Source organism: Pantoea sp. RG18 (assembly GCF_025910075.1).
Taxonomy (GTDB): Bacteria; Pseudomonadota; Gammaproteobacteria; order Enterobacterales; family Enterobacteriaceae; genus Pantoea; species Pantoea agglomerans.
This window is the reverse complement of the sequence record NZ_JAPCIL010000008.1, coordinates 56,904-82,832: the sequence shown is the minus strand read 5'-3', so window position 1 is coordinate 82,832 and position 25,929 is coordinate 56,904. Positions and strand designations below refer to the sequence as shown.

25 protein-coding genes and 1 pseudogene are annotated in these 25,929 nt (G+C 55.0%); 10 read left to right on the top strand and 16 right to left on the bottom strand.

Annotation, left to right across the window (positions count from 1 at the left end; all coding sequences use genetic code 11):
• Positions 1 to 57 precede the first annotated feature (57 nt).
• A pseudogene (locus OK409_RS10960) lies at positions 58 to 147 on the top strand (CRISPR-associated protein Cas1); the annotation flags it as partial.
• A 236-nt stretch (positions 148 to 383) separates the two neighbouring features.
• Positions 384 to 1,313, top strand: a complete 930-nt coding sequence (locus OK409_RS10955; protein ID WP_061703638.1) for an Rpn family recombination-promoting nuclease/putative transposase — start codon at positions 384 to 386, stop codon at positions 1,311 to 1,313.
• 428 nt (positions 1,314 to 1,741) lie between these two features.
• Here the strand turns inward: OK409_RS10955 and OK409_RS10950 are convergent, their stop codons facing one another.
• Positions 1,742 to 2,641 carry a LysR family transcriptional regulator gene (locus OK409_RS10950; protein WP_264367052.1) on the bottom strand — a complete coding sequence of 300 codons (900 nt, stop codon included), beginning with the start codon at positions 2,639 to 2,641 and terminating at the stop codon, positions 1,742 to 1,744.
• 105 nt (positions 2,642 to 2,746) lie between these two features.
• Between OK409_RS10950 and OK409_RS10945 the strand changes: the two genes are divergently transcribed.
• The 3 genes from OK409_RS10945 (at position 2,747) to yacL (ending at position 7,021) form a co-directional block, all read left to right on the top strand.
• Positions 2,747 to 3,256: a phenolic acid decarboxylase gene (locus OK409_RS10945; RefSeq protein ID WP_010253965.1), complete on the top strand. Its 510-nt coding sequence runs from the start codon at positions 2,747 to 2,749 to the stop codon at positions 3,254 to 3,256.
• A 599-nt stretch (positions 3,257 to 3,855) separates the two neighbouring features.
• The gene (acnB, locus tag OK409_RS10940; protein WP_153020885.1) at positions 3,856 to 6,453 is read left to right on the top strand and encodes a bifunctional aconitate hydratase 2/2-methylisocitrate dehydratase; all 2,598 of its coding nucleotides are present in this window, start codon (positions 3,856 to 3,858) and stop codon (positions 6,451 to 6,453) included.
• A 190-nt stretch (positions 6,454 to 6,643) separates the two neighbouring features.
• A complete protein-coding gene (gene yacL / locus OK409_RS10935; protein WP_010253973.1) occupies positions 6,644 to 7,021 on the top strand; it encodes a protein YacL in 378 nt (125 codons plus the stop codon).
• Positions 7,022 to 7,351: 330 nt separating this feature from the next.
• On the opposite strand, the gene OK409_RS10925 is transcribed toward yacL, so the two are convergent.
• The 4 genes from OK409_RS10925 to OK409_RS10910 form a co-directional block, all read right to left on the bottom strand.
• A complete protein-coding gene (locus OK409_RS10925; RefSeq protein ID WP_264367051.1) occupies positions 7,352 to 8,644 on the bottom strand; it encodes a glycoside hydrolase family 28 protein in 1,293 nt (430 codons plus the stop codon).
• 177 nt (positions 8,645 to 8,821) lie between these two features.
• Complete coding sequence (gene speD, locus OK409_RS10920) at positions 8,822 to 9,631, bottom strand: adenosylmethionine decarboxylase (protein WP_010253978.1); 810 nt, start codon at positions 9,629 to 9,631, stop codon at positions 8,822 to 8,824.
• A gap of 28 nt (positions 9,632 to 9,659) precedes the next feature.
• Positions 9,660 to 10,523: a polyamine aminopropyltransferase gene (gene speE, locus OK409_RS10915; protein WP_264367050.1), complete on the bottom strand. Its 864-nt coding sequence runs from the start codon at positions 10,521 to 10,523 to the stop codon at positions 9,660 to 9,662.
• Between the two features lie 102 nt (positions 10,524 to 10,625).
• Entirely contained in the window at positions 10,626 to 10,973 is a 348-nt protein-coding gene (locus tag OK409_RS10910; protein WP_003854673.1) for a YacC family pilotin-like protein, read from the bottom strand.
• 182 nt (positions 10,974 to 11,155) lie between these two features.
• Here OK409_RS10910 and cueO point away from each other — a divergent pair, with 182 nt between their 5' ends.
• A complete protein-coding gene (gene cueO, locus OK409_RS10905; RefSeq protein ID WP_264367049.1) occupies positions 11,156 to 12,751 on the top strand; it encodes a multicopper oxidase CueO in 1,596 nt (531 codons plus the stop codon).
• Here the strand turns inward: cueO and OK409_RS10900 are convergent, their stop codons facing one another.
• Positions 12,752 to 14,035 carry a cystathionine gamma-synthase family protein gene (locus OK409_RS10900; protein WP_010671844.1) on the bottom strand — a complete coding sequence of 428 codons (1,284 nt, stop codon included), beginning with the start codon at positions 14,033 to 14,035 and terminating at the stop codon, positions 12,752 to 12,754.
• Positions 14,036 to 14,270: 235 nt separating this feature from the next.
• On the opposite strand from OK409_RS10900, the gene hpt reads away from it, so the two are divergent.
• The gene (hpt, locus tag OK409_RS10895) at positions 14,271 to 14,807 is read left to right on the top strand and encodes a hypoxanthine phosphoribosyltransferase (RefSeq protein ID WP_010254010.1); all 537 of its coding nucleotides are present in this window, start codon (positions 14,271 to 14,273) and stop codon (positions 14,805 to 14,807) included.
• Between the two features lie 80 nt (positions 14,808 to 14,887).
• Here hpt and can read toward each other — a convergent pair whose 3' ends face one another.
• Positions 14,888 to 15,544, bottom strand: a complete 657-nt coding sequence (gene can / locus OK409_RS10890) for a carbonate dehydratase (protein WP_029519477.1) — start codon at positions 15,542 to 15,544, stop codon at positions 14,888 to 14,890.
• A gap of 108 nt (positions 15,545 to 15,652) precedes the next feature.
• Between can and OK409_RS10885 the strand changes: the two genes are divergently transcribed.
• The 3 genes from OK409_RS10885 to OK409_RS10875 all read left to right on the top strand — a co-directional run bounded on the left by OK409_RS10885 (position 15,653) and on the right by OK409_RS10875 (position 18,787).
• Complete coding sequence (locus OK409_RS10885; protein WP_010254017.1) at positions 15,653 to 16,582, top strand: ABC transporter ATP-binding protein; 930 nt, start codon at positions 15,653 to 15,655, stop codon at positions 16,580 to 16,582.
• On the top strand, positions 16,579 to 17,349 hold the full coding sequence (locus tag OK409_RS10880; protein WP_010254018.1) for an ABC transporter permease: 771 nt from the start codon (positions 16,579 to 16,581) through the stop codon (positions 17,347 to 17,349). Before OK409_RS10885 ends, OK409_RS10880 begins: the two co-directional genes overlap by 4 nt.
• Positions 17,350 to 17,773: 424 nt before the next feature.
• On the top strand, positions 17,774 to 18,787 hold the full coding sequence (locus OK409_RS10875; protein ID WP_010254020.1) for an acyltransferase family protein: 1,014 nt from the start codon (positions 17,774 to 17,776) through the stop codon (positions 18,785 to 18,787).
• 65 nt (positions 18,788 to 18,852) lie between these two features.
• On the opposite strand, the gene panD is transcribed toward OK409_RS10875, so the two are convergent.
• The 9 genes from panD to thpR all read right to left on the bottom strand — a co-directional run bounded on the left by panD (position 18,853) and on the right by thpR (position 25,910).
• Entirely contained in the window at positions 18,853 to 19,233 is a 381-nt protein-coding gene (panD, locus tag OK409_RS10870) for an aspartate 1-decarboxylase (RefSeq protein ID WP_010254022.1), read from the bottom strand.
• 47 nt (positions 19,234 to 19,280) lie between these two features.
• Complete coding sequence (gene panC / locus OK409_RS10865) at positions 19,281 to 20,135, bottom strand: pantoate--beta-alanine ligase (protein ID WP_158149545.1); 855 nt, start codon at positions 20,133 to 20,135, stop codon at positions 19,281 to 19,283.
• Positions 20,136 to 20,150: 15 nt separating this feature from the next.
• Positions 20,151 to 20,945, bottom strand: coding sequence for a 3-methyl-2-oxobutanoate hydroxymethyltransferase (gene panB / locus OK409_RS10860; RefSeq protein WP_010254026.1), 795 nt, complete (start codon positions 20,943 to 20,945; stop codon positions 20,151 to 20,153).
• Between the two features lie 83 nt (positions 20,946 to 21,028).
• Positions 21,029 to 21,514, bottom strand: a complete 486-nt coding sequence (gene folK, locus OK409_RS10855; RefSeq protein ID WP_022625440.1) for a 2-amino-4-hydroxy-6-hydroxymethyldihydropteridine diphosphokinase — start codon at positions 21,512 to 21,514, stop codon at positions 21,029 to 21,031.
• A complete protein-coding gene (gene pcnB / locus OK409_RS10850) occupies positions 21,511 to 22,929 on the bottom strand; it encodes a polynucleotide adenylyltransferase PcnB (RefSeq protein ID WP_203583884.1) in 1,419 nt (472 codons plus the stop codon). Before pcnB ends, folK begins: the two co-directional genes overlap by 4 nt.
• An 86-nt stretch (positions 22,930 to 23,015) precedes the next feature.
• Positions 23,016 to 23,894: a tRNA glutamyl-Q(34) synthetase GluQRS gene (gene gluQRS / locus OK409_RS10845; RefSeq protein WP_010254032.1), complete on the bottom strand. Its 879-nt coding sequence runs from the start codon at positions 23,892 to 23,894 to the stop codon at positions 23,016 to 23,018.
• Positions 23,895 to 23,967: 73 nt separating this feature from the next.
• On the bottom strand, positions 23,968 to 24,423 hold the full coding sequence (gene dksA / locus OK409_RS10840; protein WP_010254035.1) for an RNA polymerase-binding protein DksA: 456 nt from the start codon (positions 24,421 to 24,423) through the stop codon (positions 23,968 to 23,970).
• A 247-nt stretch (positions 24,424 to 24,670) separates the two neighbouring features.
• Entirely contained in the window at positions 24,671 to 25,375 is a 705-nt protein-coding gene (gene sfsA / locus OK409_RS10835) for a DNA/RNA nuclease SfsA (RefSeq protein ID WP_264367048.1), read from the bottom strand.
• Entirely contained in the window at positions 25,353 to 25,910 is a 558-nt protein-coding gene (gene thpR / locus OK409_RS10830) for an RNA 2',3'-cyclic phosphodiesterase (protein WP_264367047.1), read from the bottom strand. The genes sfsA and thpR overlap by 23 nt, the downstream gene beginning before the upstream one ends.
• Positions 25,911 to 25,929: the final 19 nt, after the last annotated feature.

Below are 25,929 nucleotides of genomic sequence, written 5' to 3'. Positions count from 1 at the left end.
GGTGGCAGAGGAATCAAAAGGCACCGTTTATGAGTTTTTACCCCTTAAGCCGTTGCTATGATCTTTCTCCCGTATGGTCAGGTTGATGTCTTTGATGATGCTTTTATCCAGATTGATAAAACCGGCGTAAGAATGCATATTCCGGTGAATCTGGATGGACTGCTGCTGATTCTCTTCCTGACTCTTATAAATCAGTGAGTTACTGATCTTTAAATACGTGAATTTAGTGGTCATTTTTTTATGAAGGTAAAATCATCATATTTTACAGCTACATACATTAAGAGTGTTCCCCGCTCAAGCGGGGATAAACCGCATTGATGATGGAGGTGGCCAGACATCTGGCCTGTGATCCCCTACGAATGTGAATATCAGAGTCAGGCCCGATGAAAAAAAAGAACAGCACTCCCACACCTCACGATGCCACTTTCCGGCAGTTTCTCTCACAGCCGGACATTGCCCGCGACTTCATGGAACTGCATCTGCCCGCCGAACTGCGCGCTATATGCGACCTCAGCACCCTGAAACTTGAATCCGGTTCGTTCGTTGAAGACGATCTTCGCCAGTATTTCAGCGATATCCTCTACAGCCTGAAGACCAGTAACGGGGATGGGTACATACACGTCCTGGTTGAGCATCAGTCTACGCCGGACAGGCATATGGCATTCAGGCTGATGCGATACGCTGTGGCGGCTATGCACCGCCACCTTGAAGCGGGCCATAAGCAGCTGCCGCTGGTTATACCGGTACTGTTCTATACCGGCAAACGCAGCCCTTATCCGTATTCAACACGCTGGCTCGACGAATTTGAAGACCCTTCGCTGGCGGAAAACCTCTATGGCAGTACCTTTCCACTGGTGGATGTCACGGTGATCCCGGATGAGGAAATCATGGGGCACCGCAGCATGGCGGCGTTGACGCTGTTACAGAAGCACATACATCAGCGTGACATCGCGACTCTCACCGATCGGCTGGCCACGTTACTGATGGCTGATTATCTTTCTTCACCCCAGGTAACAGCGCTGATACACTATTTACTGCAGGCAGGCGAGTCGGCTGACTCCGAAGCCTTCGTGCGCGAACTGGCACAGCGAGTGCCGCAACACGGAGACGCACTTATGACCATCGCACAGCAGCTGGAGCAGAAGGGCATCGAGAAAGGTATTCAGCTTGGTGAACAGCGTGGAATCGAGAAAGGCCGAAATGAAGGCAAACTCGAGGTTGCCCGCACTATGCTGCAGAACGGCATCGACCGTAACACCGTCATGAAAATGACCGGTCTCTCAGAAGATGAACTTTCACAGATCCGTCACTGATTTTGATGTCAGAAAACGGCTCGGCAACGTAAAGCCCTGCACTACAGGGCTTAACAAATTTAATGAAACGCAGGCGCTGCTCATCAGACAGTGCGCTGATGCAGTCTCCCGGGTTAACTGACTATAAGTACGAGCGTGCTTTTCTGCCATTCCCGAAACTCATCACAAAGCAATTCGACTGTTATGACAAAATTACCGGGTCTCCTGGCTGAAACATCAGGATAGGTGGCGCTCCTGGGAGGAAGCGAAGAGGGCTGCAGATCAGCAGGGCATAACCTTCCTGGATGCTAAAATTCAGGGTTCGGCTAAGGTCTGGCTTATCCCTTTCACTGTTTCCAGTAAACCCGATAAAACACAATATGGGATGCTGGACGGTGGCACTCTGACAGTCAAATTCTCAGAAGATTAGGCAGCAAGCTAACCTTCATCTAACCACGCATCTCCCATGCAGCCACCCGTTCAATAAACATCTGCGCCAGGGCAGTAATGGCGCTGTTGCCGGGTAGTCTTTCTTCATTGATATACATCACCAGCGAACTACTGCGTCGGCGGCCCTGCAGCAGCGGCAGGGGACGGAGCTCACCGCTCTCTAACAGCGCGGCGATATTCTGTTCCGGCAGCCAGCCATAACCTAACTGATGCTGGACCGCTTCAATGGCTGCCGACAGCGTCGTGAATGACCAGTTCTCCGCCTGATCGCCATTGACCTCCGACTGCTGCTGTTGCTGACGATCCAGAATGGTAATGCAGGGCCAGCGTGCCAGCGTAGCAGCACTAAGCGGGGCGGATTCGCGGTGCAGCGGGTGGTCGCGATGGGCGACGGCGACGAAATCGACACTCATCAGGCTTTCGCCTGCTAACGGCGTGTCGCCATATTGTGCCACCAGCCAGAGATCAGCCTGATTTTCCGCCAGTCTGTCAGGCGTTTCGCTTCGGACGATTTCGCTAAACCAGATGCGGACATGCGGATAGCGTTGCTGAAAGGTCTGAAGCACATCGAATAGCAAGGGTTTGGGCAGAGTCGCATCGACCATCAGATCGATGCGCGAACGCTCGCCGCGTTGCAGTGCACTGGCCTGCGCCTCAAGCGCGCCGAATCCCTCCAGCAGCGGACGCACCTGTGCCAGCAACTGATGTCCCTCTGCACTCAGGACAGCGCGGCGGCCCTCCTGCTGAAGCAGGGTCAAACCCAGCCTCTGCTGTAACAGGCTCAGCTGATAACTCAGTGAGGACTGGCTGCGATTGTTCTTCTCCGCTGCCTGCGCAAAACTCCCCTCATTCACTACTGCGTCGAGCAGATACCACTGTTCGAGTGTTGTCTTGTACATGCTCACTCATCTAAAAATTAAATTATTTAGTGCTAAAAATAGCGTTATTCATCGGTTTTGTAACGCGCAATAATCTCCTCAAGGAAAACAAATGAGGAATTAACCATGAGCACTTTCGATAAACATGACCTGTCTGGCATCGTCGGCAAACATCTGGTTTACACTTATGACAACGGCTGGAATTACGAGCTCTACATTAAAAATGCCAGCACCATCGACTATCGCATTCACAGCGGTATGGTCGGTAATCGCTGGGTTAAAAATCAGCATGTCTATGTCGTTCGTCTGGCGCAGGATGTCTATAAAGTTTCCTGGACTGAACCAACCGGTACCGATGTCAGCCTGGCCGTTAATCTGGCTGATAAAATTTTCCACGGCACCATCTTCTTCCCGCGCTGGGTAATGAATAATCCGGAGAAAACCGTCTGCTTCCAGAATGATCATCTGGAAGAGATGGCAAAATTCCGCGAAGCGGGTCCGGCTTATCCAACCGAAGTGATTGATGAGTTCGCAACGCTGACCGTAATCCGTGATGTGGGTGAAAATAACGAAAGCGTGATCGACTGTCCGCCTGACCAGTTGCCCGCCAATTTTCCGGAAAATCTGAAAAATTAAACATGCACAGAAGAGGTCATGACGACCTCTTCTGAATAGCAGTCTCTGTCTTGTAGCTTCTGACGTGCAACTTGTGAGGATGAAAAGGAGATTTATCGACCAGGGTTTTATCAGTAATAATCAGCAGGACGGATTCGGTGTAAGTTCCATCATCATGGGCGAGAGGCGCTGTAATCCTCTTAAGCGCAAAATACATCAGGCTGATTTCCGGCCTGGTGTTGTTATCCTTCTGAGCTCACCTCCGCTGTATCCCATAAACACGCCGGCTTCTATTCCTGCCAGTTATCTATTTCCCTGAATCACTTCGCTAAAGCCACGGCAAAACTGACATAAACCTGCAGCCATTTGTGTGGAATGCGGTACGCTGCAGAGAGACCCATTCAGCCGACTCAGCTGGCTGATGCAGGGAGTTAAGCGGGCAGAGTGGCCGTAGTGGATTATGTTGTATTTTTGTAAACAGATTAACAAACAGACGAAATACTGCTATTCTGCCCTCCGCGAAACCGGGCACCTCAACCTGGACGAGAAAGGGAAGATTGTTCTCCATAAGTGAGCAAGGTGGTCGGAAAGCCCTACATAATGAGAGCGAGGATAACGTCGTGCTAGAAGAATACCGTAAGCACGTTGCCGAGCGTGCTGCCCAGGGAATTGTACCTAAGCCTTTAGAGGCTTCCCAAATGGCCGCGCTGGTTGAACTGCTAAAAAATCCACCTGCGGGTGAAGAAGAATTTTTGATCGATTTATTGGTCAACCGCGTCCCACCTGGCGTCGATGAAGCGGCGTATGTCAAAGCCGGTTTCCTGGCGGCTGTCGCCAAAGGCGAAGCAACCTCTCCTCTGATATCTCCTGAAAAAGCGGTTGAACTGCTTGGCACCATGCAGGGCGGTTACAATATTCATCCGCTGATTGAGGCGCTGGACGATAGCAAACTGGCTCCGATTGCCGCGAAAGCCCTTTCACACACGCTGCTGATGTTCGACAACTTCTATGATGTCGAAGAGAAAGCGAAAGCGGGTAATGAATACGCGAAGCAGGTGATGCAATCCTGGGCAGATGCGGAATGGTATCTGTCACGGCCTGAACTGGCAGAGAAGATCACGGTTACAGTGTTTAAAGTCACTGGCGAAACCAACACCGACGATCTTTCTCCGGCCCAGGATGCCTGGTCACGTCCAGACATTCCTCTGCACGCCCTGGCGATGCTGAAAAATGCCCGTGAAGGCATTGAGCCTGATGAAGTGGGCAATATTGGCCCGATCAAACAGATCGAAGCTCTGAAGACCAAAGGCTTCCCGCTGGCGTATGTCGGTGATGTTGTCGGAACTGGTTCTTCACGTAAATCCGCCACCAACTCGGTGCTGTGGTTTATGGGCGACGACATCCCGAACGTGCCAAATAAAAAAGGCGGCGGCGTGGTGCTGGGCAGCAAAATTGCACCCATCTTCTTCAACACCATGGAAGATGCGGGCGCACTGCCCATTGAAGTGGACGTAAATAACCTGAACATGGGCGATGTGATCGACATCTATCCATTCAAAGGCGAAGTCCGCAACCACGAAACCAATGAGCTGCTGGCCAGCTTCGAGCTCAAAACCGAAGTAGTGATTGACGAAGTGCGCGCCGGTGGCCGTATTCCACTGATCATCGGTCGCGGTCTGACCACCAAAGCGCGCGAGTCGCTGGGTCTGCCGCACAGCACCGTATTCCGTCAGGCGAAAGATGTCGCGGAGAGCACCCGTGGTTTCTCGCTGGCGCAGAAAATGGTTGGCCGCGCCTGTGGCGTGACCGGTGTTCGTCCTGGCGCCTATTGCGAACCTAAGATGACCTCGGTTGGCTCGCAGGATACCACCGGCCCGATGACCCGTGACGAGCTGAAAGATCTGGCTTGCCTGGGCTTTTCGACCGATCTGGTGATGCAGTCGTTCTGTCACACCGCCGCGTATCCGAAGCCGGTGGATGTGAGCACGCACCATACGCTGCCAGACTTCATCATGAACCGCGGTGGTGTGTCACTGCGTCCGGGTGACGGCATTATCCACAGCTGGCTGAACCGTATGCTGCTGCCGGATACCGTCGGTACCGGTGGTGACTCGCACACCCGTTTCCCTATCGGCATCTCTTTCCCGGCGGGTTCAGGCCTGGTGGCGTTTGCCGCCGCGACTGGCGTAATGCCGCTCGACATGCCGGAATCGGTTCTGGTGCGCTTCAAAGGTAAGATGGAGCCGGGCATTACCCTGCGCGATCTGGTTCACGCCATTCCGCTGTATGCCATCAAACAGGGTCTGCTGACCGTTGAGAAGAAAGGTAAGAAAAACATCTTCTCTGGTCGCATCCTGGAGATTGAAGGTCTGCCGGATCTGAAAGTCGAGCAGGCGTTTGAGCTGTCCGATGCGTCAGCAGAACGTTCCGCTGCGGGCTGTACCATCAAGCTGGATAAAGCGCCGATTATCGAATACCTCAGCTCCAACATCGTGCTGCTGAAGTGGATGATCGCAGAAGGCTACGGCGATCGTCGTACGCTGGAGCGTCGCATTGAAGGTATGGAGAAATGGCTGGCCGATCCTCAGTTGCTTGAGCCGGATGCCGATGCTGAATATGCCGCCGTGATCGAAATCGATCTGGCTGAAATCAAAGAGCCAATCCTCTGTGCGCCAAACGATCCGGACGATGCACGTCTGCTCTCTGACGTTCAGGGTGAGAAGATCGACGAAGTGTTTATCGGCTCATGCATGACCAACATTGGTCACTTCCGTGCTGCGGGTAAACTGCTGGATAGCCACAAAGGCCAGCTGCCAACCCGTCTGTGGGTGGCACCGCCAACCAAGATGGATGCGGCACAGCTGACCGAAGAGGGCTACTACAGCGTATTCGGCAAAAGCGGTGCGCGTATCGAGATCCCTGGCTGTTCACTCTGCATGGGTAACCAGGCACGTGTTGCAGATGGTTCGACGGTGGTTTCGACTTCGACCCGTAACTTCCCGAACCGTCTGGGTAACGGCGCTAACGTCTACCTGGCGTCAGCGGAGCTGGCTGCGGTCGCGTCTCTGCTTGGCAAACTGCCAACGCCGGATGAGTATCAGCAATTCATGGCGCAGGTCGATAAAACGGCCAGCGACACGTATCGCTATCTCAACTTCGACCAGCTGACGCAGTACACCGACAAAGCTGATGGTGTGATTTTCCAGACCGCGGTCTGATTCTTCACCTTGCAGGCATGAATAAGGGGCGATGATTCGCCCCTTTTTTTCGTCTCAGCATGGGGTAGAGAGACGATCAAAAGCTGGCTTTCGGCAGACAGCCTGTAATAATGCGCGACGTGTCACACTTTGCCGCGAGAGCAGCACGGACACTTACCAGGTGAGACGACGACGTTGAGAGGAACGGGCGATGGAATATGAATTTTTACGCGATGTGACCGGACAGATTAAGGTTCGCATGTCGATGGATCATGAAGCGGTCGGCCACTGGTTCAACGAAGAGGTCAAAAACGATCCGGGATTGCTGGATGAAGTTGAAGCCGCCATTGAAGATGTCAAAGGCAGCGTACGTCAGTGGCAGCGGATCGGCAGCGAGTACACCATTCTGCTGGATGAAGAGGAGGTGATGATCCGCGCCAACCTGCTGGCTCTGGAAGATGACGGTATGGAAGAGGGGATGAACTACTATGACGAAGAGAGCCTCTCGTTCTGCGGCATTGAAGATTTTCAGCTGGTGATCGCTGCTTATCGCCAGTTTATGAACCAGTACGGCAAACCCGTACGGTAATAAAAGCCGGGCGAACTCAGCAGCCCGGCTGCGCATCATGCCGATCATCGCCGATGTGGTGGCTACATACTGAATGCGTCCCATAGCCGTTCGGCTGCCCAGAAGCCCAATACTGTCGCCAGCCCCACCGGGGCGTAAAATGATTCACAGCGGCAACATGCAGTTGCCATAAGCGTGTGCGGGCGTTAAGAACCAGCTTCCCCAGCAGCGCGGGATTACGCTGGCGCTGACCTCCGCCTGAACAGAACGCGCCATGTTGCTCTGACCTGATCAGCAGGACGAGAGCAGCACCGCGCGTTTATCTTTATCTCTCGCCGTTAAAACGCGCCGTTAACGCGCGTACGCATCATTCTCTTCGCGCGTAGTCGCGGGTGCGTCCACCGAAACCCGTTCAAACCTCAGATTATTTACGCCCGCTATTTTGCCAAACTCCTGCGCCTGCAGCGTGATATCGCTGAAACTCAGCTGCTCAATCGGATTTTCCGGCGTGCCTTCAATAAAGAAGGCGCGGGAAAAGGTCGTGGGCTGAGTCAGGCTGCTGCTGATATGGCTGATGCGGATATTCTCTACTCTCGTCAGCCCGGCATCGCCCGTGACGCCCGCAGCCAGCTTACGCCAGTGCGGAGGCTGTTCTGTGTCGGCAGGCTGCTCGCTGTAGCTGTATTGCGGGAACCAGTTCAGCTGCAGCATAAACGGATAGCCGACATCTTCCATCATCAGATGGCGAACAATGATGTTTTTAATCCAGCCGCCGCGATTGCGGGCTGATTTGATGCGGAAGCCGACGCCGGTACCGGAGAAACGGTTATGTTCGATGATAACATTTTCGATACCGCCGGAGGTTTCGCTGCCCAGGGTGATGCCCGAGCCTTTCAGCAATGTGCAGTCGCGAATAATAATATCGCGCGCGGTTCTGGCCAGCTGATGCGCTTCTGCGCCGCGCCCCGATTTGACGCAGATATTGTCGTCATTGCAGGAGACCGTACAGCCCTCAACGCGAACTAACTGACTGGAGTCGATATCAATACCGTCAGTGCTGGGGCCGGTGGCGTTCATCACATTGAGTCTCTGCAAATTCACCTGTTTCGAGTAACAGACGTGCAGGTTCCAGAAGCCGGAATCCTTTGAGGTAAAGTCCTCCAGCGTCACGCATTCGCTCTGATAAACCACCAGATTACGCGGGCGCCTGCAGTCATAATCCACCACCCAGCGCAGCCCGCGGCGGGTATAGTCCGCCAGCATTCCGCTGTTTTCATCGTCGCCCCAGAACTTATGCCACCAGACCGCGCCCTGGCCGTCGAGAGTGCCGCTGCCGCAGACGGTGACATTGCGACACTGATTGATGTTAAGCATTGCTGCGGGCCAGACCATATCAATCCCCGCCACGCGGGTAGCAATTTCCGGGTAATCCTCCAGCCGCTGGCTGCCGAGCAATACGGCATCTTTTGCCAGCTCCAGCGTCATCTCACTTTTCAAAAACAGCGCGCCAGTCAGAAAGCGGCCTGCCGGGATCAGTACCGTGTCGCCTTCTGCTGCGCTGTCGATCGCGTGCTGTATCGCCTGAGTGGAAAGTGAAGTGGCGTCCGGGACGGCATCGAAATCAATGATGTTAATTCTTGCCATTTTTTTTGCCTGTCGTGGATTAAGAAATAAGCGTTCAGCGCTGAAAGTAGCACGCCCGGACAGGAAAATTATTGCTGGCGATCAGGGAATTCCGGCAGTTGCCGTGATGAAAAAGCAGAAGTAACAAGAGGGAAGGAGACGCGCAGGTTATGAGCTATAACGCTGCGCGCCTGATAATCAGAGGGTCTTCAGGCCCACTGAGGGGATATTTCTGCCGTAGTAGATCTCGCGCATCTCTTTCCAGAGCAGATCGGTAATGCGCTTGTGCTCCTGCGGAGTGAGATCTTCCGGGCGGGTGTTAAACAGGTAGTGTTTAAGGTCGAACTCTTTCAGCAACATCTTGGTATGAAAGATGTTTTCCTGATAGACATTCACATCCACCATGTCATACATCGCTTTCATATCTTCAGACATGAAGTTCTGAATCGAATTGATCTCGTGATCGATGAAGTGCTTCATCCCTTTCACGTCACGGGTAAAACCGCGCACCCGGTAATCGACGGTGACAATATCGGACTCCAGCTGATGGATCAGATAGTTCAGCGCTTTCAGGGGCGAAATGACGCCACAGGTTGAGACTTCAATGTCTGCACGGAAGGTGCACAGACCGCCTGCCGGATGGCTCTCCGGATAGGTGTGCACGCAGATATGACTTTTATCGAGATGAGCCACCACCGAGTTGGGCAGCGGACCGGGGTGCTCTGAGTTATCGATATCTTTCGGATCGATCGGCTCTTCGCTGACCAGAATCGTGACGCTGGCCCCCTGCGGCTCATAATCCTGGCGCGCAATGTTGAGCACGTTAGCCCCGATAATGGAGCAGGTCTCAGTCAGAATTTCCGTCAGACGGTTAGCGTTATATTGTTCGTCAATGTAGGCGATGTAACCATCGCGTTCAGCTTCAGTATTCGCATAGCAAATATCGTAAATACAAAAACTCAGGCTTTTCGTCAGGTTGTTGAAGCCATGTAGTTTTAGCTTTTGCAATTTCGTTCACCCCCTTAGAAATGCACTATCAGCACGCGGCGGATAACGCATTCAACAGATATTGCGGCAGGGCAAAGCTGCCGGTATGGATTGCTGGCGTGTAATAACGGCAGGCCAGGCCAGCGGCCTCGAAACGCGCCTTTAAGGTCGCGGTGTCGAGCTGGCGCAGCGCCGGATTATCACTCGCCCAGGCAAAGGTCATAATGCCGCCGTAGTAGGTCGGAATCGCCGCCTGATAGAAACTGACGTCCGCAAAGTAATGTCCCAGCTTACGATGGCTGTTAACGGCCTCATCCTGTTGCAGGAAGCAGACGCCATTCTGCGCCACAAAGATGCCATTTTCATTAAGGGCCGCTTTGCACCCGGCATAAAATTCCGAGGTAAACAGACTCTCGCCCGGACCAATCGGATCGGTGCAGTCGGAGATAATGACATCAAACTTTTCCTGCGTCTGATTAACGAAGTTCACCCCGTCATCAATCACCAGCGTAAAGCGCGGATCGTCATAGGCACCCGCGCTGTGGTTCGGCAGATACTGGCGGCAAAAGGTCACCACGCCCGCATCGATCTCCACCATGGTAATCTTTTCGATCCCGGGATGACGTGACACTTCACGCAGCATTGCGCCGTCACCGCCACCGATAATCAGAACGCTCTTCGCCGCGCCGTGCGCCAGCAGCGGAACGTGGGTCATCATTTCATGGTAGATAAATTCGTCGCGTTCGGTGGTCTGAACGACGCCGTCCAGCGCCATTACGCGGCCCATCGCGGCATTTTCGAAAATGATTAAATCCTGATGCGCAGTCTTCTCACGGTACAGCTCTTTATCGACCGTGAAATACTGGCCAAAACCGGCATGAAGGGTTTCATACCACGTTTCATTGTGGGCCATGGTGCTCTCCTCTGATGACATCGCCATGAAGATGGGCGGCATATGATAGCTAACACTGACCGTGGTTGCACGGTCAATGTCCGGCTGCAGAGGGAAGAATCGTTACCTGACGTAGGCCAGCAGGCTCAGCGAATCGCGGGCCAGTGACTTGCACTTTTTGTCGTTGGTGATGGCGATGCCGCTGAGATCGCGATAGCTATCTTCACCCAGCGCTTTCATGTTGTAGTTGCTGTAGTTGCTTAAATCCCAGCGGTTCTGCTGAGCAAAAAAGACCAGCGCTTTGCGAATCTGCGCGTCCGGTAAATCCTGATAGCCACAATCATTTTTCAGATAGACGAAAACCGCCGTGAGATCGGCCAGATCTTCCGCTTCGGATTCGCTCAGGGCAAAACTGGTGGAGGAGAAGCCAAGGAGTCCCGTCAGCAGCAGGATCCTGATACTTTGCTTCATAGTCGTTCTCTTCAATGGATATTGCTAATGACGTTAGCACAGTTGCTCTCAGGTTTTCGATTAATTTGCCGCTGTGGGCCGCTGCACCGCCTTTTTTTCGTCAGATTCGCACGGGTAAGACTTGACCTTCCCATAAGGTCAGGGTTTAGGCTGTGCGCTCTGATGCCACAAGGATGATCACCATGCAACGTCGCCATTTCCTGAAACTCACTGCCGCACTGAGTGCAGCCGGAGCATTACCGCTCTGGAGCCGTTCGCTGATGGCAGCCACCCGTCCGCTGCTGCCGATTCCGTCTCTGCTGGAACCCGATGCCAGGGGCAGCTACAGCCTCACCGCGATGCAGGGTACCACCCAGTGGAACGGCAAAGCCGTGCCGACCTGGGGCTATAACGGCAGCCTGCTGGGGCCGGTGCTGAAGATGCAGAGTGGTAAACCGGTGACGGTGAACATCCATAACCGGCTCAGCGAAGCGACCACACTGCACTGGCACGGGCTGGAAATCCCCGGCGCAGTGGATGGCGGCCCGCAGGCGGTGATTGCGCCTGGCGGCTCGCGTCAGGTCTCTTTTACGCCCGATCAACCCGCCGCAACCTGCTGGTATCACCCGCATCTGCATGGCAAGACCGGGCATCAGGTGGCTCAGGGGCTGGCGGGACTGATCCTGCTGGAAGATAAAGAGAGCGGAACGCTGCGTTTGCCCTCGCAGTGGGGTGTGGATGATGTGCCGCTGATTTTTCAGGATAAGCAGCTGACCAAAGATGGCAGCCGCATTGATTATCAGCTCGACGTGATGCGCGCCGCGGTGGGCTGGTTTGGCGATATGATGCTGACCAACGGCGTGCACTATCCGCAGCATGCGGTGCCGCGTGGCTGGCTGCGTCTGCGCCTGCTCAACGGCTGCAATGCCCGTTCGCTGCATGTTGCCGCCAGCGATCGCCGACCGCTCTATGTGATCGCCAGCGATGGTGGCCTGCTGGCTGAGCCGGTAAAGCTCGACTCGCTGCCGATCCTGTCGGGCGAGCGTTTTGAGGTGATGATCGATACTTCTGACGGTAAGAGCTTCGATCTGGTGACGCTGCCGACAGAGCAGATGGGCATGACGCTGCCGCCGTTTGACCAGCCGCTGCCGCTGGTGCAGATCCTGCCGCTGCGGGTGATGGCCAGCGCCACGCTGCCGGATCAGCTGGCGACGCTGCCAGCGCTACCCTCAACAGACGGCCTGACGACACGCTGGCTGCAGCTGATGATGGACCCGCAGCTGGACCAGCAGGGCATGCAGGCGCTGATGCAGCGCTACGGCGAGAAAGCGATGGGCAAGGGCAGTCATCACACGATGCCGGAAAAAACGGCTGCCGGGCCGATGCCACCAATGGAAAATATGGAAAACATGGATCACAGCATGCACGGCAATACGCCGCCCGCCGGTTACGATTTCCGCAACGGCAATAAGATTAATGGCCAGGCCTTTGATATGACGAAGCCGTCGTTTGCGGTGAAGCTGGGTGATTACGAGAAGTGGACGATTTCAGGTGAAGGCGACGCGATGCTGCACCCGTTCCACATTCACGGCACCCAGTTTCGTATTCTTTCAGAAAACGGCAAACCGCCAGCCCCGCACCGGCAGGGCTGGAAGGATATGGTGAATGTCGACGGCTGGCGCAGTGAAGTGCTGGTACGCTTCAACTATGTCGCCGCCGCAGAACACGCTTACATGGCCCATTGCCATCTGCTGGAGCATGAAGACACCGGCATGATGCTGGGTTTTACCGTCAGCTGATTACGCCTGCTCCAGCGCCAGCTTCACATCTTCAATCAGGTCGCCGGCGTTTTCGATGCCAATCGACAGCCGCACCGTGGCGTCAGTGATCCCAATACGCTGACGCACCGCCTGCGGCACGCCGGAGTGGGTGGTGCTGCCAGGATGGCTGGCCAGCGACTCGGTCCCGCCCAGGCTTACCGCCTGCTTAAACAGCGACAGCGCATTAAGAAAACGGAACGCAGCGGGCTGATCGCCGACGATATCAAATGAGAAGGTCGACCCGGCACCGCTGCACTGCTCGCGATAAGTTTTCCCTTCGGCGCTCTCCGCATCCAGATAGGGCAGCCAGTGCAGCTTCGCCACTTTAGGGTGATCGCGCAGAAACGCCGCGACCGCTTCCGCATTCTGCCAGGCTTTCTCCATGCGTAGCGACAGCGTTTCCAGCGAGCGGCTGAGCATCCAGCTTGAGTGTGGATCCAGCTGCGTGCCGATAGCGCTGCGCAGGGCGCGCACTTTCGCCATCAGCGCTTTACTGCCCATCGCCGCGCCTGCAATCAGGTCAGAGTGACCGCCAACATACTTGGTCAGCGAGTAGAGCGACAGGTCAGCGCCCAGCGTCAGCGGCTGCTGGAACAGCGGGCCGAGCAGCGTGTTGTCACAGGCGATAATCGGTCGTGAACCCTGCTGCTGATCAATCTCATCAGCGATACGCGCCATCAGACGGATATTGACCAGGCTGTTGGTGGGATTCGCTGGCGTTTCAATCAGGATCACCGCTACCCGGCCCTGGGCCATCGCCTGCTGAGCGGCTTCACGCACTTTGACTTCATCATTGCCGTCGCTGAAACCCACCGCTTTGATGTCCAGATTGTGCAGCGTCTTGCTAAGCAGGGTTTCGGTGCCGCCATACAGCGGCTGGGAATGCAGGATCACCTCGCCCGGACGGGCAAACGTCAGCAGGGCAGTGGAGATAGCGGCCATACCGGAAGAGAAGAGCGAACAGCTCTCCGCCTGCTCATAGACCGCCAGCCGATCTTCTACAATTTCGCTGTTAGGGTGGTTAAAGCGGGAATAGACCAGCCCACCCGATTTGCCTTCCGGCGGCTCACGTCGGCCAGAGACGTAATCAAAGAAATCCCGTCCCTCTTCGGCGCTGTCAAAGACAAAGGTTGATGTCAGAAACACCGGCGGCTTCACCGCACCTTCAGAGAGGCGGGGATCATAGCCATAGTTCAGCATCTGGGTTTCAGGGTGCAGCGGCCTGTCGCCGATATGCGTTTTTTTGCTTGAAGATGAAGTCATTGTGATCTCCGGCCAGCGGCGCGAGTAGGGTAACGATCTGTTGGATAAAGGCTACCATGCAGCGAATCATGCTGGTAAATGCCAGAATGTTCTAAGGTAATGCGCATTTCAGCGAGCCGCAGGCGGCGGGTAATAATTTTCGCGACGTAATCGTTTGCTTATGGGGCCGCGCAGCCGTCGCTGCTGCGTCTGTGATAGACTCCGGGGCTTTTCTGACGTAACCGGGCTGAACGCAATGAAACACACTGTTGAAGTGATGATCCCTGAACAGGCAATCGCCACGCGCATCGCTGAACTGGGCAAAGAGATTAACGACCACTACCGCGACAGCGGCAGCGATATGGTGCTGGTGGGGCTGCTGCGCGGCTCCTTTATGTTCATGGCTGATCTCTGTCGCGCCATCGATGTGCCGCATGAAGTCGACTTTATGACGGCTTCCAGTTACGGCAGCGGGATGTCCAGCACGCGTGATGTGAAAATCCTGAAAGATCTGGATGAAGATATCCGTGGCAAGGATGTGCTTATCGTCGAAGATATCATCGACTCCGGCAACACCCTGAGCAAAGTGCGTGAGATTCTGCAACTGCGTCAGCCAAAATCTCTGGCGATCTGTACCCTGCTGGATAAGCCAGAGCGCCGTGAAGTCGAAGTGAACGTCGAATATGTCGGCTTTGCGATTCCGGACGAGTTCGTGGTGGGCTTTGGTATCGACTATGCTCAGCACTATCGCCATCTGCCTTATATTGGCAAAGTGGTGCCGCTGGAATCCTGATACCGCTCTACCGCACATTCTTCCAAGGCCTGCACCTGTTGCCTGGTGTAGGCTATGCCGCGCTTTACGCTGCGATCGGCTCAGGCCTCACCGTTCTTCCGCAGATTAGCAATGCCGTGGCGGTAGCGCTGTTCGAGGATCTCCCGGCTGTTTGCCGTCACATCAAGGTTACGCAGACAGCCGTCCTGAATGCCGTATACCCAGCCGTGCAGGGAGACATCCTTTCCGCGTTTCCAGGCAGATTGCAGTACGGTGGAGTGCCCCAGGTTATAGACTTGTTCAATAACGTTGATTTCGCACAGTTTGTCCAGGCGCTTATCCGGCGGGAGTTCCCCCAGCAACACGCTATGCTTGTACCAGAGGTCGCGGATGTGCAGCAGCCAGTTGTCGATTAATCCCAGTTCCGGGTTATCCATCGCCGCCTGCACGCCGCCGCAGCCGTAATGGCCGCAGACGATAACGTGTTCCACTTCCAGCACTTCGATAGCGTACTGCACCACGGACAGACAGTTCAGGTCGGTGTGGATTACCAGATTGGCCACGTTGCGGTGAACGAAGAGTTCGCCGGGTTCGAGCCCGGTCAGACGTTCGGCAGGAACCCGGCTGTCAGAACAGCCAATCCACAGGAAGCGCGGTTTTTGTGCCTGGGCGAGCCGCTCAAAAAAGCTGGGATCTTCTTCAACCAGTAATTTTGACCATTCGCGGTTGTTTCTGATCAGGGTGTTGATGTCTGTCATGGTGTTGAGCGACCGGTTACTGCGCAGAGTGCGCGCGCGTACTATATGACAGGGCCTGATAAATTTAAACGGCATTGCGATGCCATCAAAACAGGGTATGGATGCAGAATGACTTATGCACTGGAACTTTCCCGGCTGACCAAGACCTATCCCGGCGGCGTGCAGGCGCTGAAGGGCATCGATCTTAACGTTGAAGCGGGTGACTTTTATGCGCTGCTGGGGCCAAACGGTGCCGGTAAATCGACCACCATCGGAATTATCAGTTCGCTGGTTAACAAATCCGAGGGCAGCGTGCGGGTGTTTGGCTACGATCTCGAAAAAGATGTGGTGAATGCCAAGCGCCAGCTCGGCCTGGTGCCGCAGGAGTTTAACTTCAACCCGTTTGAGACGGTGATGCAAATCGTCGTTAATCAGGCGGGTTACTACGGCGTTGAGCGTCGTGAAGCCAATGAGCGGGCAGAAAAGTATCTGAAGCAGCTCGATCTGTGGGGAAAACGCGCTGAACGTGCACGCATGCTTTCCGGCGGGATGAAGCGTCGCCTGATGATCGCCCGTGCGCTGATGCATGAGCCTAAGCTGCTGATTCTGGATGAACCCACCGCTGGCGTGGATATCGAACTGCGACGCTCGATGTGGGTATTCCTGAAAGATCTCAATGCCAAAGGCACGACCATTATTCTCACTACCCACTATCTGGAAGAGGCGGAGATGCTGTGCCGCAACATCGGCATCATCCAGAGCGGTGAACTGGTGGAGAACACCTCGATGAAAGGGCTGCTCTCCAAGCTCAAATCAGAAACCTTTATCCTGGATCTGGCACCCCGCAGTCCGCTGCCCACGCTGGAAGGGTTCCAGTACCGGCTGACCGATACCTCAACGCTCGAAGTGGAAGTGCTGCGTGAGCAGGGGCTCAACAGCGTCTTCAGCCAGCTTAGCGCGCAGGGTGTGCAGGTGCTGAGTATGCGCAATAAAGCCAACCGTCTTGAAGAGCTGTTTGTGGGTCTGACGACGCAGGGAAAAACAGGAGCAAAAGCATGACACATCTCTACTGGGTGGCGCTGAAGAGCATCTGGGCCAAAGAGGTTAACCGTTTCGCCCGCATCTGGATCCAGACGCTGGTGCCGCCGGTCATCACCATGACGCTCTATTTCATCATTTTTGGCAACCTGATCGGGTCGCGCATCGGTGAAATGCACGGCTTCAGCTATATGCAGTTCATCGTGCCGGGATTGATCATGATGGCAGTCATCACTAACGCCTATGCCAACGTGGCGTCGTCGTTCTTCAGCGCCAAGTTCCAGCGCAACATTGAAGAGCTGCTGGTCGCGCCGGTGCCGACCCACATCATCATTGCCGGCTATGTTGGCGGCGGCGTGGCGCGTGGTGTCTGCGTGGGTATTCTGGTGACGGCCATCTCGCTGTTCTTTGTGCCGTTCCACGTGCATTCCTGGACGATGGTGGCGGTCACGCTGCTGCTGACCGCGATTCTGTTTTCACTGGCAGGTCTGCTGAACGCTGTCTTTGCGCGCACCTTTGACGATATCAGCCTGATCCCGACCTTTGTGCTGACGCCACTGACTTATCTGGGCGGCGTATTCTATTCACTGAGTTTGCTGCCGCCGATCTGGCAGGCTGTCTCTAAACTCAATCCAATCGTTTATATGATTAGCGGATTCCGTTATGGCTTCCTCGGCATTAATGATGTGCCGCTGGTGTTTACCCTCTCGGTGCTGGTGGCCTTTATTCTGGTGTTCTACTGGCTGGTCTATGCGCTGATACAGCGCGGACGCGGATTACGCACCTGACGTTAAGCTGAATGGTAAGGGCCACGCTGCGATAAGGGCGTGGCTTTTTTTTGGGTGGAGAGCAAATCACGCTGACTACGGTTCTGCCTGGCCTTAAAAATCACCTTAAAACCCGCCTCATTCGTTATATTTTGCCTCTGAAGCCGCCCGACGCCTCGCTTACATCCTTACTCACAAAAAATAACCCTAAGTATTATCTGATAATACTCTGACATCTTTCGCTATCTGAATGATTCTTAACTATTAAATATTTTTTAAGAATAGCCTTAAAGTCTGGCTGTTGTTTATTTGATTATGAATTATCAGAATAGCGCCGGAATAAGGTTATTCCTCTGCTCAGGGACGAATGAGTAGGCTAAGAGTCTTCTTAATAAGAAAAATGGCAACCGAATCAGGGCCAGTTTTTAATCAAAGGCAGGAAAAGATGAATCGTATAACGTGGATCGATAATCTGCGGGGATTGAGTATTCTCGCAATCATTTTTTTGCACAGCACTATTGCCGTACATAATAACGCCGGACACTTTACCGCCTTCAGCGGCCTGTTAAATGAGATGCTGGCACCGGTAAGGCTGGGGCTGATGTTCTTTGTTTCGGGTTTATTTGTCGATGCCGGGTTAAGAAAAGGCCTGGGTCCTTTTTTTAATAACAAGGTGCGCAGTATTCTCTATCCATTTGTGGTCTGGGTTGCCGTCTACGGCGGGTTGAAAATCCTGTTCAGCTCGATGGCTAATACGCCGCAATCACCGATGAATATTATTCTCTCCCACCTGACCGGTGGCGGTGATATGACCTGGTTCCTGCATTCGCTGTTTATCTTCTTTATTGTGATTATCTTTGCCCGTCACTTGCCGTTCCTGCTGGTGTTTGCCATCTGTATGACGCTGAGCTGGGCGCTGCCAGCGATTGAGGCGGATGGCGTGTTTGCCAGCTTCGACAATACCCACATCAATAAATCGCTTTATCTGTTTGTATTCTTCTATCTCGGCGATTACGTCGTGAGAAAGCAGGTGGATATCGCAGAGAAAGTGCAGCATGGCCCGACGCTGTTAATCTCGGTAATTAGTTTTGTGCTGCTCTCCTGCCTGAATATCTTTGTACTGGAACGTCATTCCCAGGCGTTATTGTCACCGCTGGCACTATTATCGGTTCCGTTCTTTGTCTGGATTGCGCTGAAACTGAAGTCTGAACTGGTCTACTACATAGGCGTCAATTCTATCGTCTTCTACCTGTCGCATTATCTGGCGATTCAGTTCTTCAGTAAGATTGTGAAGTTTGAAAGCCCGTCTGCCTGGGTAAATGACCTGAAGTTTATTTCGGCATTCCTGGTGGCGCTGGCGTTACCGTGGACATTATGTCTGATGAGAAAACGCGGCTGGTTTAATTTCCTCTTTACGATGAAAAAGTCATCGAAGCCGATGACAACCAAACCGGTTTAAATACTGCAGCAGAAATAAAAAGGGCCGCCCGTTTTAACGGCGGCCCTTTTTTAATCAGGTTTTAATCAGGCAATCTGCACCGGCAGCGCTTTCGCCAGACGCTTCATCTGGTTGTCACCTTCAAAATAGGCGACCTTAGGCTGCCACTGACGCGCCTCGGCATCGTCTACCTGCACATAGGAGCAGATAATTAAAATATCGCCTTCGCAGGCGCAGCGGGCGGCCGCACCGTTGACCGAGATGATTTTCGAGCCACGCTCAGCCGCGATAGCGTAGGTGGAAAAGCGCTGACCGTTGGTGACGTTATAAATATCGATCGCTTCATATTGCAGAATGCCGGAAGCATCCAGGAAATCCTGATCGATAGCGCAGGAACCTTCATAATTGAGGTCCGCCTGCGTCACCTTCACGCGGTGCAATTTGCCTTGCAGAACTGTGCGAATCATAGCCAGAAACCTTGTCAGAGAAATAAAATAACCTGCAGCGGGATTGATTACTGCGTCAGGTCAACGGTTTGATTATCAATCAGGCGGGCCTTGCCCAGCCAGGCGGCCATCAGCACCACCGCGCGCTGGCTGTCCACCGTCAGCGGTTGCAGCGTTTCCGCATCACAGATCGCCAGGCCATCAGGACGCAATCCCTGCGCCAGCAGTGCCTCACTGGCTGCCTCAATGATCTCGTCAACATGACGCTCGCCATTCTCCAGCTGCGTCGCCATCTGATGCATCACCTGGCTCAGGGCCGGTGCCAGCTTACGCTCATCTGCCGTCAGGTAGCCGTTGCGCGAACTCAGCGCCAGGCCATCTTTAGCGCGCACCGTAGGCACACCAACAATCTCAATGTCGAAGCCCATATCGGCCACCATCTTACGAATGATAGCCAGCTGCTGAAAATCCTTTTCACCGAAACAGGCAATATCGGGCTGTACCAGATTAAACAGTTTGCTGACGATAGTGGCCACACCGCGAAAATGGCCTGGACGTGTGGCCCCTTCCAGCAGGGAAGAGAGCACAGGCACCTCAACAAAGGTCTGATTCTGCGCGCCCTGCGGATAGACTTCAGCAGATGAGGGGGCGAAGACCACGTCAACCTGGTGGCGATTCAGCTTTTCACAATCTTCCTGCAGCGTGCGCGGGTAGCGCGCTAAATCATCGGCGCGATCGAACTGCATCGGATTGACAAAGATCGAAACAATCACGATGTCGCCGCGCGCCCGTGCTTCATCCACCAGCTTCAGATGACCTTCATGCAGGTTGCCCATGGTCGGCACCAGCGCAATGCGTTTACCCTGCTGGCGCCAGCGACGGACTTCCTGGCGCAGCATCAGCAGCGTTTCAATGATCAACACGGTGACTCTCCTGGATTACTGGAAACTGTGCTCTGCCGCCGGATAGGTTCCGGCCTCGACTTCGGCGATATAGTGGCGAATCGCCGCGCGAACATCGCCGGTCTCCGCCAGGAAATTTTTGGCAAATTTGGGAATGTGGCCGCCGGTCACGCCCAGCGCGTCATGCATCACCAGAATCTGACCATCGGTGACATTGCCGGCACCGATACCGATCACCGGGATGGTGAGCGCGTCGGTAATCCGCTGCGCTACCGACACCGGCACACACTCCAGCACCATCAGCTGTGCACCTGCGGCTTCCAGCGCCAGCGCATCGGCCAGCAACTGCTCTGCACCGGCTTCATCCCGGCCCTGCACTTTATAGCCGCCAAAGATATTGACCGACTGCGGTGTCAGGCCCAGATGACCACATACCGGAACGGCCCGCTCGGTCAGCATCTGCACGGTCTCAGCCAGCCAGCTGCCGCCTTCCAGCTTCACCATGTTAGCACCGGCACGCATCAGCTGCGCGGCGTTGTCAAAGGTCTGCTGTGGCGTGGCATAACTCATAAACGGCAGGTCGGCGAGCAGCAGTGCCTGTGGTGCGCCACGGCGCACGGCGGCGGTGTGATAGGCGATGTCGCTGACCGTGACCGGCAGGGTGGAATCATGCCCCTGCACCGTCATCCCTAAAGAATCACCAACCAGCAGCACCTGAATGCCTTCATCGGCAAACAAGCGGGCAAAACTGAAATCGTAGGCGGTCAGGGTCGCGAATTTTTTACCGCTGGCTTTCGCCTGACGCAGATGTGAAATCGTGGTGGGTTTCATGGCGCTCTCAACTCAGGAATTCTGATGGGCGCAGTTTACTGGATAGCGTGAAAGAGCGGAATCAGAGATGTGCGTTTGTCTGCTCAGCCGTGCCACAACACGATGCTGCTGCTGTCGAGGGTAGCCAGGATTGTGCTGAGTGCGCGGCCGTCGGGCAGGCGGGCATCTGGCGCAATCGCCAGCAGGGGCACCAGCATAAACGCGCGATTCAGCAGATCATAGTGCGGCACAATCAGCCGCTCCGTGTTGATGTGCGCCTCGCCAAACAGCATCAGATCAATATCCAGCGTGCGCGGACCCCAGCGTTCTGCCTTGCGCACCCGGCCATGCTCCCGCTCGATCCGCTGGGTATGGTCAAGCAGCGCTTCTGCACTGAGATCGGTCTCCAGCGCCACGGCGGCATTGAGAAAATCGGGCTGATCGGGCGGGCCATATGGCGGCGTACGGTAGAACGGCGAGGTAGCGATGCGTTGCGTCTGCGGCAACGCATCCAGTGCGGTCAGCGCTGCATCAACCTGATGCAGCGGATCGGCCAGGTTACTGCCTAACGCGAGGTAAACCCGTGTCATGAGACGTTCTGGTTGTCACGACGCGGTGCGGAAGGACGGCGGCGCGGACGACGCGATTTATTACGCGGCACCGGATCGTCACCCAGGTTATTGAGCATGTTTTTCTGATGCGGCGGCGCAGCCACCTGGAATTCACCCCACCACTGGCTCAGGCGCAGCAGTTCCGGGTTATTTTCCACTTCCGCCCGCAGCGCCAGCAGATCGTAAGCGGCGCGGAATTTCGGATGCTCCATCAGTTTCCAGGCGCGTTTACCGTGACGGCGGGACATGCGTAACTGCAGCAGCCAGATATCGCGGATTAGCGACGTAATACGTTTCGGAATCGCCAGCGCACGGCAGGCTTCGTCCAGCGTATCGTTCATCGCCATCGCAAAAGCTTCGAAGTAGGTCAGGCCACTCTCCTGCGCAATGCGTTCTGCCGTTTCAAGCTGCGGATACCAGAACATCGCGGCAAACAGGAACGCCGGGTTAACGCGCATGTCGTTGTGAATGCGGTTATCGGTGTTTTTCAGCACCTGCGCCAGCATCCGCTCCATGTGACTGTCGCTGTTTTCGGTGAAGTTGCGCGCCAGCGTCGGGAACAGGGGCTGGAACAGCTGATATTCACACAGCTTGAGATATGTGCTGTAGCCGTACCCAGCCTGCAACATCTTCAGCGACTCTTCAAACAGGCGAGCAGGCGGAATATCACGCAACAGCGAGGCCAGACGTGGAATCGGCTCGGCGGTTTCCGGCGCAATGCTCATATTGAGTTTGGCAGCAAAGCGTGCGACGCGCAGCATGCGGACCGGATCTTCGCGGTAGCGGGTTTCCGGATCGCCAATCAGGCGAATGATGCCCTGTTCGAGATCGCTGATGCCGCCGACATAGTCACGCACGCTGAAATCAGCCACGCTGTAGTAGAGGCTGTTGATGGTGAGATCGCGTCGCTGGGCATCATCTTCGATTGAGCCGAAGATGTTGTCGCGCAGCAGCATACCGCTCTGGGCACGCTGCGAGCTGTTGCGATCCTCTTCCGGCTCTTCCGCCTGATGATGTCCACGGAAGGTGGCGACTTCGATCACTTCCGGGCCAAACATCACGTGCGCCAGACGGAAACGACGGCCAACCAGGCGACAGTTGCGGAACAACTTACGCATCTGCTCAGGCGTGGCATTGGTGGTCACGTCGAAATCTTTGGGTTTTTGCCCCAGTAGCAAATCGCGCACGCCACCGCCTACCAGATAGGCTTCATAACCGGCTTTGTTCAGGCGATAGAGCACTTTGAGGGCATTTTCGCTGATGTCTTTACGTGAGATGGTATGGCTTTCACGAGGAATGATGGTCATCAGACGCTCTGGTTCAACCTCTGCTGGGGCTTCCTCTTCATCACGCTTCAGGACTTTCCGGCAAAAATTAGCTACTCGGGTAAAAATGGGACACCTCGACAGTGGCAATTAGGGTGTAGGTAAAATCAGCGGCTAATCATAGCCTGTTGAGAACCGTTTGAGAATGCTGTTGTCTATGCATCCGGTTTCAGGGCGTTCTCTTGCGGCATCAAAGCGATATTCCACTGCGACACCGCATCAGACAGCAGTTTGTCCTGCGTTAAGTCCTGCCAGCCGCCTGAAACCGGCTGTCCGAGGAAGCGTAACGCCGCCACCAACAGGGGTCTGGCATCGCCATCCGGCAGCGCAGGTGCATGATTCTGCTTCGACAACTTATGACCATCGTGGTTAAGCGCCAGCGGCAGATGCAGCCAGTCAGGCACCGGCCAGCCAAATTGCTGGCAGAGCGCAATCTGTCGCACCGTCGGCTCAATCAAATCTGCGCCGCGAACCACTTCGGTAATGCCCTGAAAATGATCATCGACAACGACCGCCAGGTTATAGGCAAACAGGCCATCACGGCGGTGAATAATAAAATCTTCCTGTGCCAGACGCCTGTCCGCCTCCACACGGCCACGCAGACGATCGTCAAACGCAAAGACCGGCGCATGCTGGCGTAAACGCAGCGCGGCATTCTCCGGTCCGCGTTGCCGTTCACGGCAGTAACCATCATAGAAACCGCCAATCTGCTGAATGCGACGCCGGGGGCAGGTGCAGTAATAGCTTTGACGATGCTGCTGCAGCCAGGCCAGCGCGTCACGGTAGGCCTCATGACGTTGTGACTGCCACAGAACCTCGCCATCCCACTCTAAACCGTAGTGCTCCAGCTGATGCAGGATACGGCTGGCGGCACCCGGTACTTCCCGTGGCGGATCGATATCTTCAATTCTCACCCGCCAGACGCCGTTTTGCGCACGCGCGCTCAGGTAACTGCCCAGGGCAGCAATCAGCGATCCGAAGTGGAGTTCACCAGAGGGAGAAGGGGCGAAGCGACCGATACAGGAGGATGACATAGGTTTCAGAAGTGACCACGCAGCGGACAAAACAGCAGTTGTTCCACTGCGTGGTAACAGGCTGGACGCGGCATCAGCCGGCCATTTGTTTCTCACGAATTTCTGCTAACGTCTTACAGTCGATGCAGAGATCGGCAGTAGGACGGGCTTCGAGACGGCGGATACCAATCTCAACGCCACAGGAATCGCAATAGCCGAAGTCGTCATCTTCAACTTTCTTCAGCGTCTTCTCGATCTTTTTGATCAGTTTACGTTCGCGATCGCGGTTACGCAGCTCCAGGCTGAACTCCTCTTCCTGCGCGGCACGGTCAACCGGGTCCGGGAAGTTAGCGGCTTCATCCTGCATATGAGAAACGGTACGATCGACTTCGTCCCGTAATTGATTACGCCAGGCTTCCAGAATCTTGCGAAAATGGGTCAGCTGCGCATCATTCATATACTCTTCGCCAGGCTTCACCTGATAAGGTTCGACGCCAGCAATAGAGAGAATACTCAGGGACGATGTTTTACGGTTTTGACCTTCTTGCATGTTGCTTCTCCTGGATAACACGCACTATACCCTTCGAAATTCGTCTCGCAGGGGCCTTGCTGCCAGCCTGCATTTGACGTCTGCGGGGTACATCGATCCCCCATTGGGGAAAAAAACAGGCCGCTATAAATAACAGAAGCAGTCAGGGTTGGCAATTCTTCATGAACACACCTTGACAAGCCTGTGAGGAACAGCGTAATTGGCCCTTAGCTCAGAACATTCTTAACACATAAAATTGCAAAAGATATTACAAGGTTACGTTGATCGGCGATTTAAGAAACATTCCCTCCGCCGATAAGTCTGCCTGATACGCTAAAACCTCTACGCCCTCCTGCTGCGCCTGAGCCAGTTGTTCTGCATACGCCACATCAATGTGACGTGCCGGAGAAACGTCCTCAATCCCCGAGTGCAAAACGGCAAACAACAAAACGGCCCGATGACCCTCTGCCGCAACTGTCGCCAGTTCACGCAGGTGTTTCTGTCCTCGAATCGTCACCGCATCCGGAAAATACCCTTTTCCTTCATGTAGAAGGGTTACGGATTTCACCTCAATATAGCAGTTGCGCCGGGCCTCTGCTTTGAGCAGGAAATCAATTCTGCTTTTTTCAGTGCCATATCTCACTTCCGCCTGACGATGCGTATAACCGGCCAGCGCCGGCAGCCGATCCTGCTCCAGCGCCTCAGCCACCAGCTGGTTGGCGCGCAGCGTATTCACGCAGATCCAGTGGCCCTGTTGTGTTTCGGTCAGTTCCCAGCTGTGGGGGTATTTGCGCGTCAGGCTGTCGGACGTCGAATACCAGACGCGATCGCCCGGCGTGGCGCAGCCGGTCATGGCGCCGGTATTGGCGCAGTGAATTGTCAGAACGTCGCCCTCTGGCGTCACCACATCGGCCAAAAAACGTTTGTAACGGGCGATCAGACGGGCGGGTTTAAGGGACGGAGAGAAGTGCATGTGGATCCTGAGAATGTAATGGCCAGCTAGCCAGGGCGCGATAGCGGGTGCGGCCCCGGGCATATTCAGAGGCGAACAGAGAAAAGGTGGAGACGCGAAAACGCCAGTGAAAGCCGCGCGGCGGTAACGTCACCGGCTGCGTGGCGTGGCGTAACAGCGTGATGTGCGGATGAAACGGCTGGGGGCTCTGGTAACAGCCATGCCGGGCGGCCTGGGCCCGCAGCAGGCTGGCGAGCTGCAACAGACCGCGTGGCGCGCGCTGGCAGCCGAGCCAGACCACGCCGGGGCGCGGCCAGTGTCCGGCATCATCCAGGTCGAGATCAAAACCGGGCTGCACAATACGGGAGGCCAGCGTCTGCAGGCGCTGTGAGGTTTCCGGCGCAACTTCACCCAGAAACGCCAGCGTCAGGTGCAGATTCGCCGCGACCACCGGCTGGCCCGCCTCCGCAGGAAAGGTATCGGCCCGCCAGCGCACCAGCTCTTGCTGCATCTCGTCAGGCAGGCTGATGGCAAAAAATAAGCGTTGTGTCGCCATGGCGCTCTCCGGCAAATAT

What these genes read in the sequence shown, in the direction of transcription:
- hpt (WP_010254010.1), top strand. Translation starts at nt 14,271, where the DNA reads ATGAAACACACTGTTGAAGTGATGATCCCTGAACAGGCAATCGCCACG.
- OK409_RS10885 (WP_010254017.1), top strand. Translation starts at nt 15,653, where the DNA reads ATGACTTATGCACTGGAACTTTCCCGGCTGACCAAGACCTATCCCGGC.
- OK409_RS10925 (WP_264367051.1), bottom strand. Translation starts at nt 8,644, where the DNA reads ATGGCAAGAATTAACATCATTGATTTCGATGCCGTCCCGGACGCCACT.
- OK409_RS10950 (WP_264367052.1), bottom strand. Translation starts at nt 2,641, where the DNA reads ATGTACAAGACAACACTCGAACAGTGGTATCTGCTCGACGCAGTAGTG.
- yacL (WP_010253973.1), top strand. Translation starts at nt 6,644, where the DNA reads ATGGAATATGAATTTTTACGCGATGTGACCGGACAGATTAAGGTTCGC.
- thpR (WP_264367047.1), bottom strand. Translation starts at nt 25,910, where the DNA reads ATGGCGACACAACGCTTATTTTTTGCCATCAGCCTGCCTGACGAGATG.
- OK409_RS10955 (WP_061703638.1), top strand. Translation starts at nt 384, where the DNA reads ATGAAAAAAAAGAACAGCACTCCCACACCTCACGATGCCACTTTCCGG.
- speE (WP_264367050.1), bottom strand. Translation starts at nt 10,523, where the DNA reads ATGGCCCACAATGAAACGTGGTATGAAACCCTTCATGCCGGTTTTGGC.
- OK409_RS10900 (WP_010671844.1), bottom strand. Translation starts at nt 14,035, where the DNA reads ATGACTTCATCTTCAAGCAAAAAAACGCATATCGGCGACAGGCCGCTG.
- OK409_RS10875 (WP_010254020.1), top strand. Translation starts at nt 17,774, where the DNA reads ATGAATCGTATAACGTGGATCGATAATCTGCGGGGATTGAGTATTCTC.
- OK409_RS10945 (WP_010253965.1), top strand. Translation starts at nt 2,747, where the DNA reads ATGAGCACTTTCGATAAACATGACCTGTCTGGCATCGTCGGCAAACAT.
- can (WP_029519477.1), bottom strand. Translation starts at nt 15,544, where the DNA reads ATGACAGACATCAACACCCTGATCAGAAACAACCGCGAATGGTCAAAA.
- sfsA (WP_264367048.1), bottom strand. Translation starts at nt 25,375, where the DNA reads ATGCACTTCTCTCCGTCCCTTAAACCCGCCCGTCTGATCGCCCGTTAC.
- panD (WP_010254022.1), bottom strand. Translation starts at nt 19,233, where the DNA reads ATGATTCGCACAGTTCTGCAAGGCAAATTGCACCGCGTGAAGGTGACG.
- dksA (WP_010254035.1), bottom strand. Translation starts at nt 24,423, where the DNA reads ATGCAAGAAGGTCAAAACCGTAAAACATCGTCCCTGAGTATTCTCTCT.
- OK409_RS10880 (WP_010254018.1), top strand. Translation starts at nt 16,579, where the DNA reads ATGACACATCTCTACTGGGTGGCGCTGAAGAGCATCTGGGCCAAAGAG.
- cueO (WP_264367049.1), top strand. Translation starts at nt 11,156, where the DNA reads ATGCAACGTCGCCATTTCCTGAAACTCACTGCCGCACTGAGTGCAGCC.
- folK (WP_022625440.1), bottom strand. Translation starts at nt 21,514, where the DNA reads ATGACACGGGTTTACCTCGCGTTAGGCAGTAACCTGGCCGATCCGCTG.
- panB (WP_010254026.1), bottom strand. Translation starts at nt 20,945, where the DNA reads ATGAAACCCACCACGATTTCACATCTGCGTCAGGCGAAAGCCAGCGGT.
- OK409_RS10910 (WP_003854673.1), bottom strand. Translation starts at nt 10,973, where the DNA reads ATGAAGCAAAGTATCAGGATCCTGCTGCTGACGGGACTCCTTGGCTTC.
- gluQRS (WP_010254032.1), bottom strand. Translation starts at nt 23,894, where the DNA reads ATGTCATCCTCCTGTATCGGTCGCTTCGCCCCTTCTCCCTCTGGTGAA.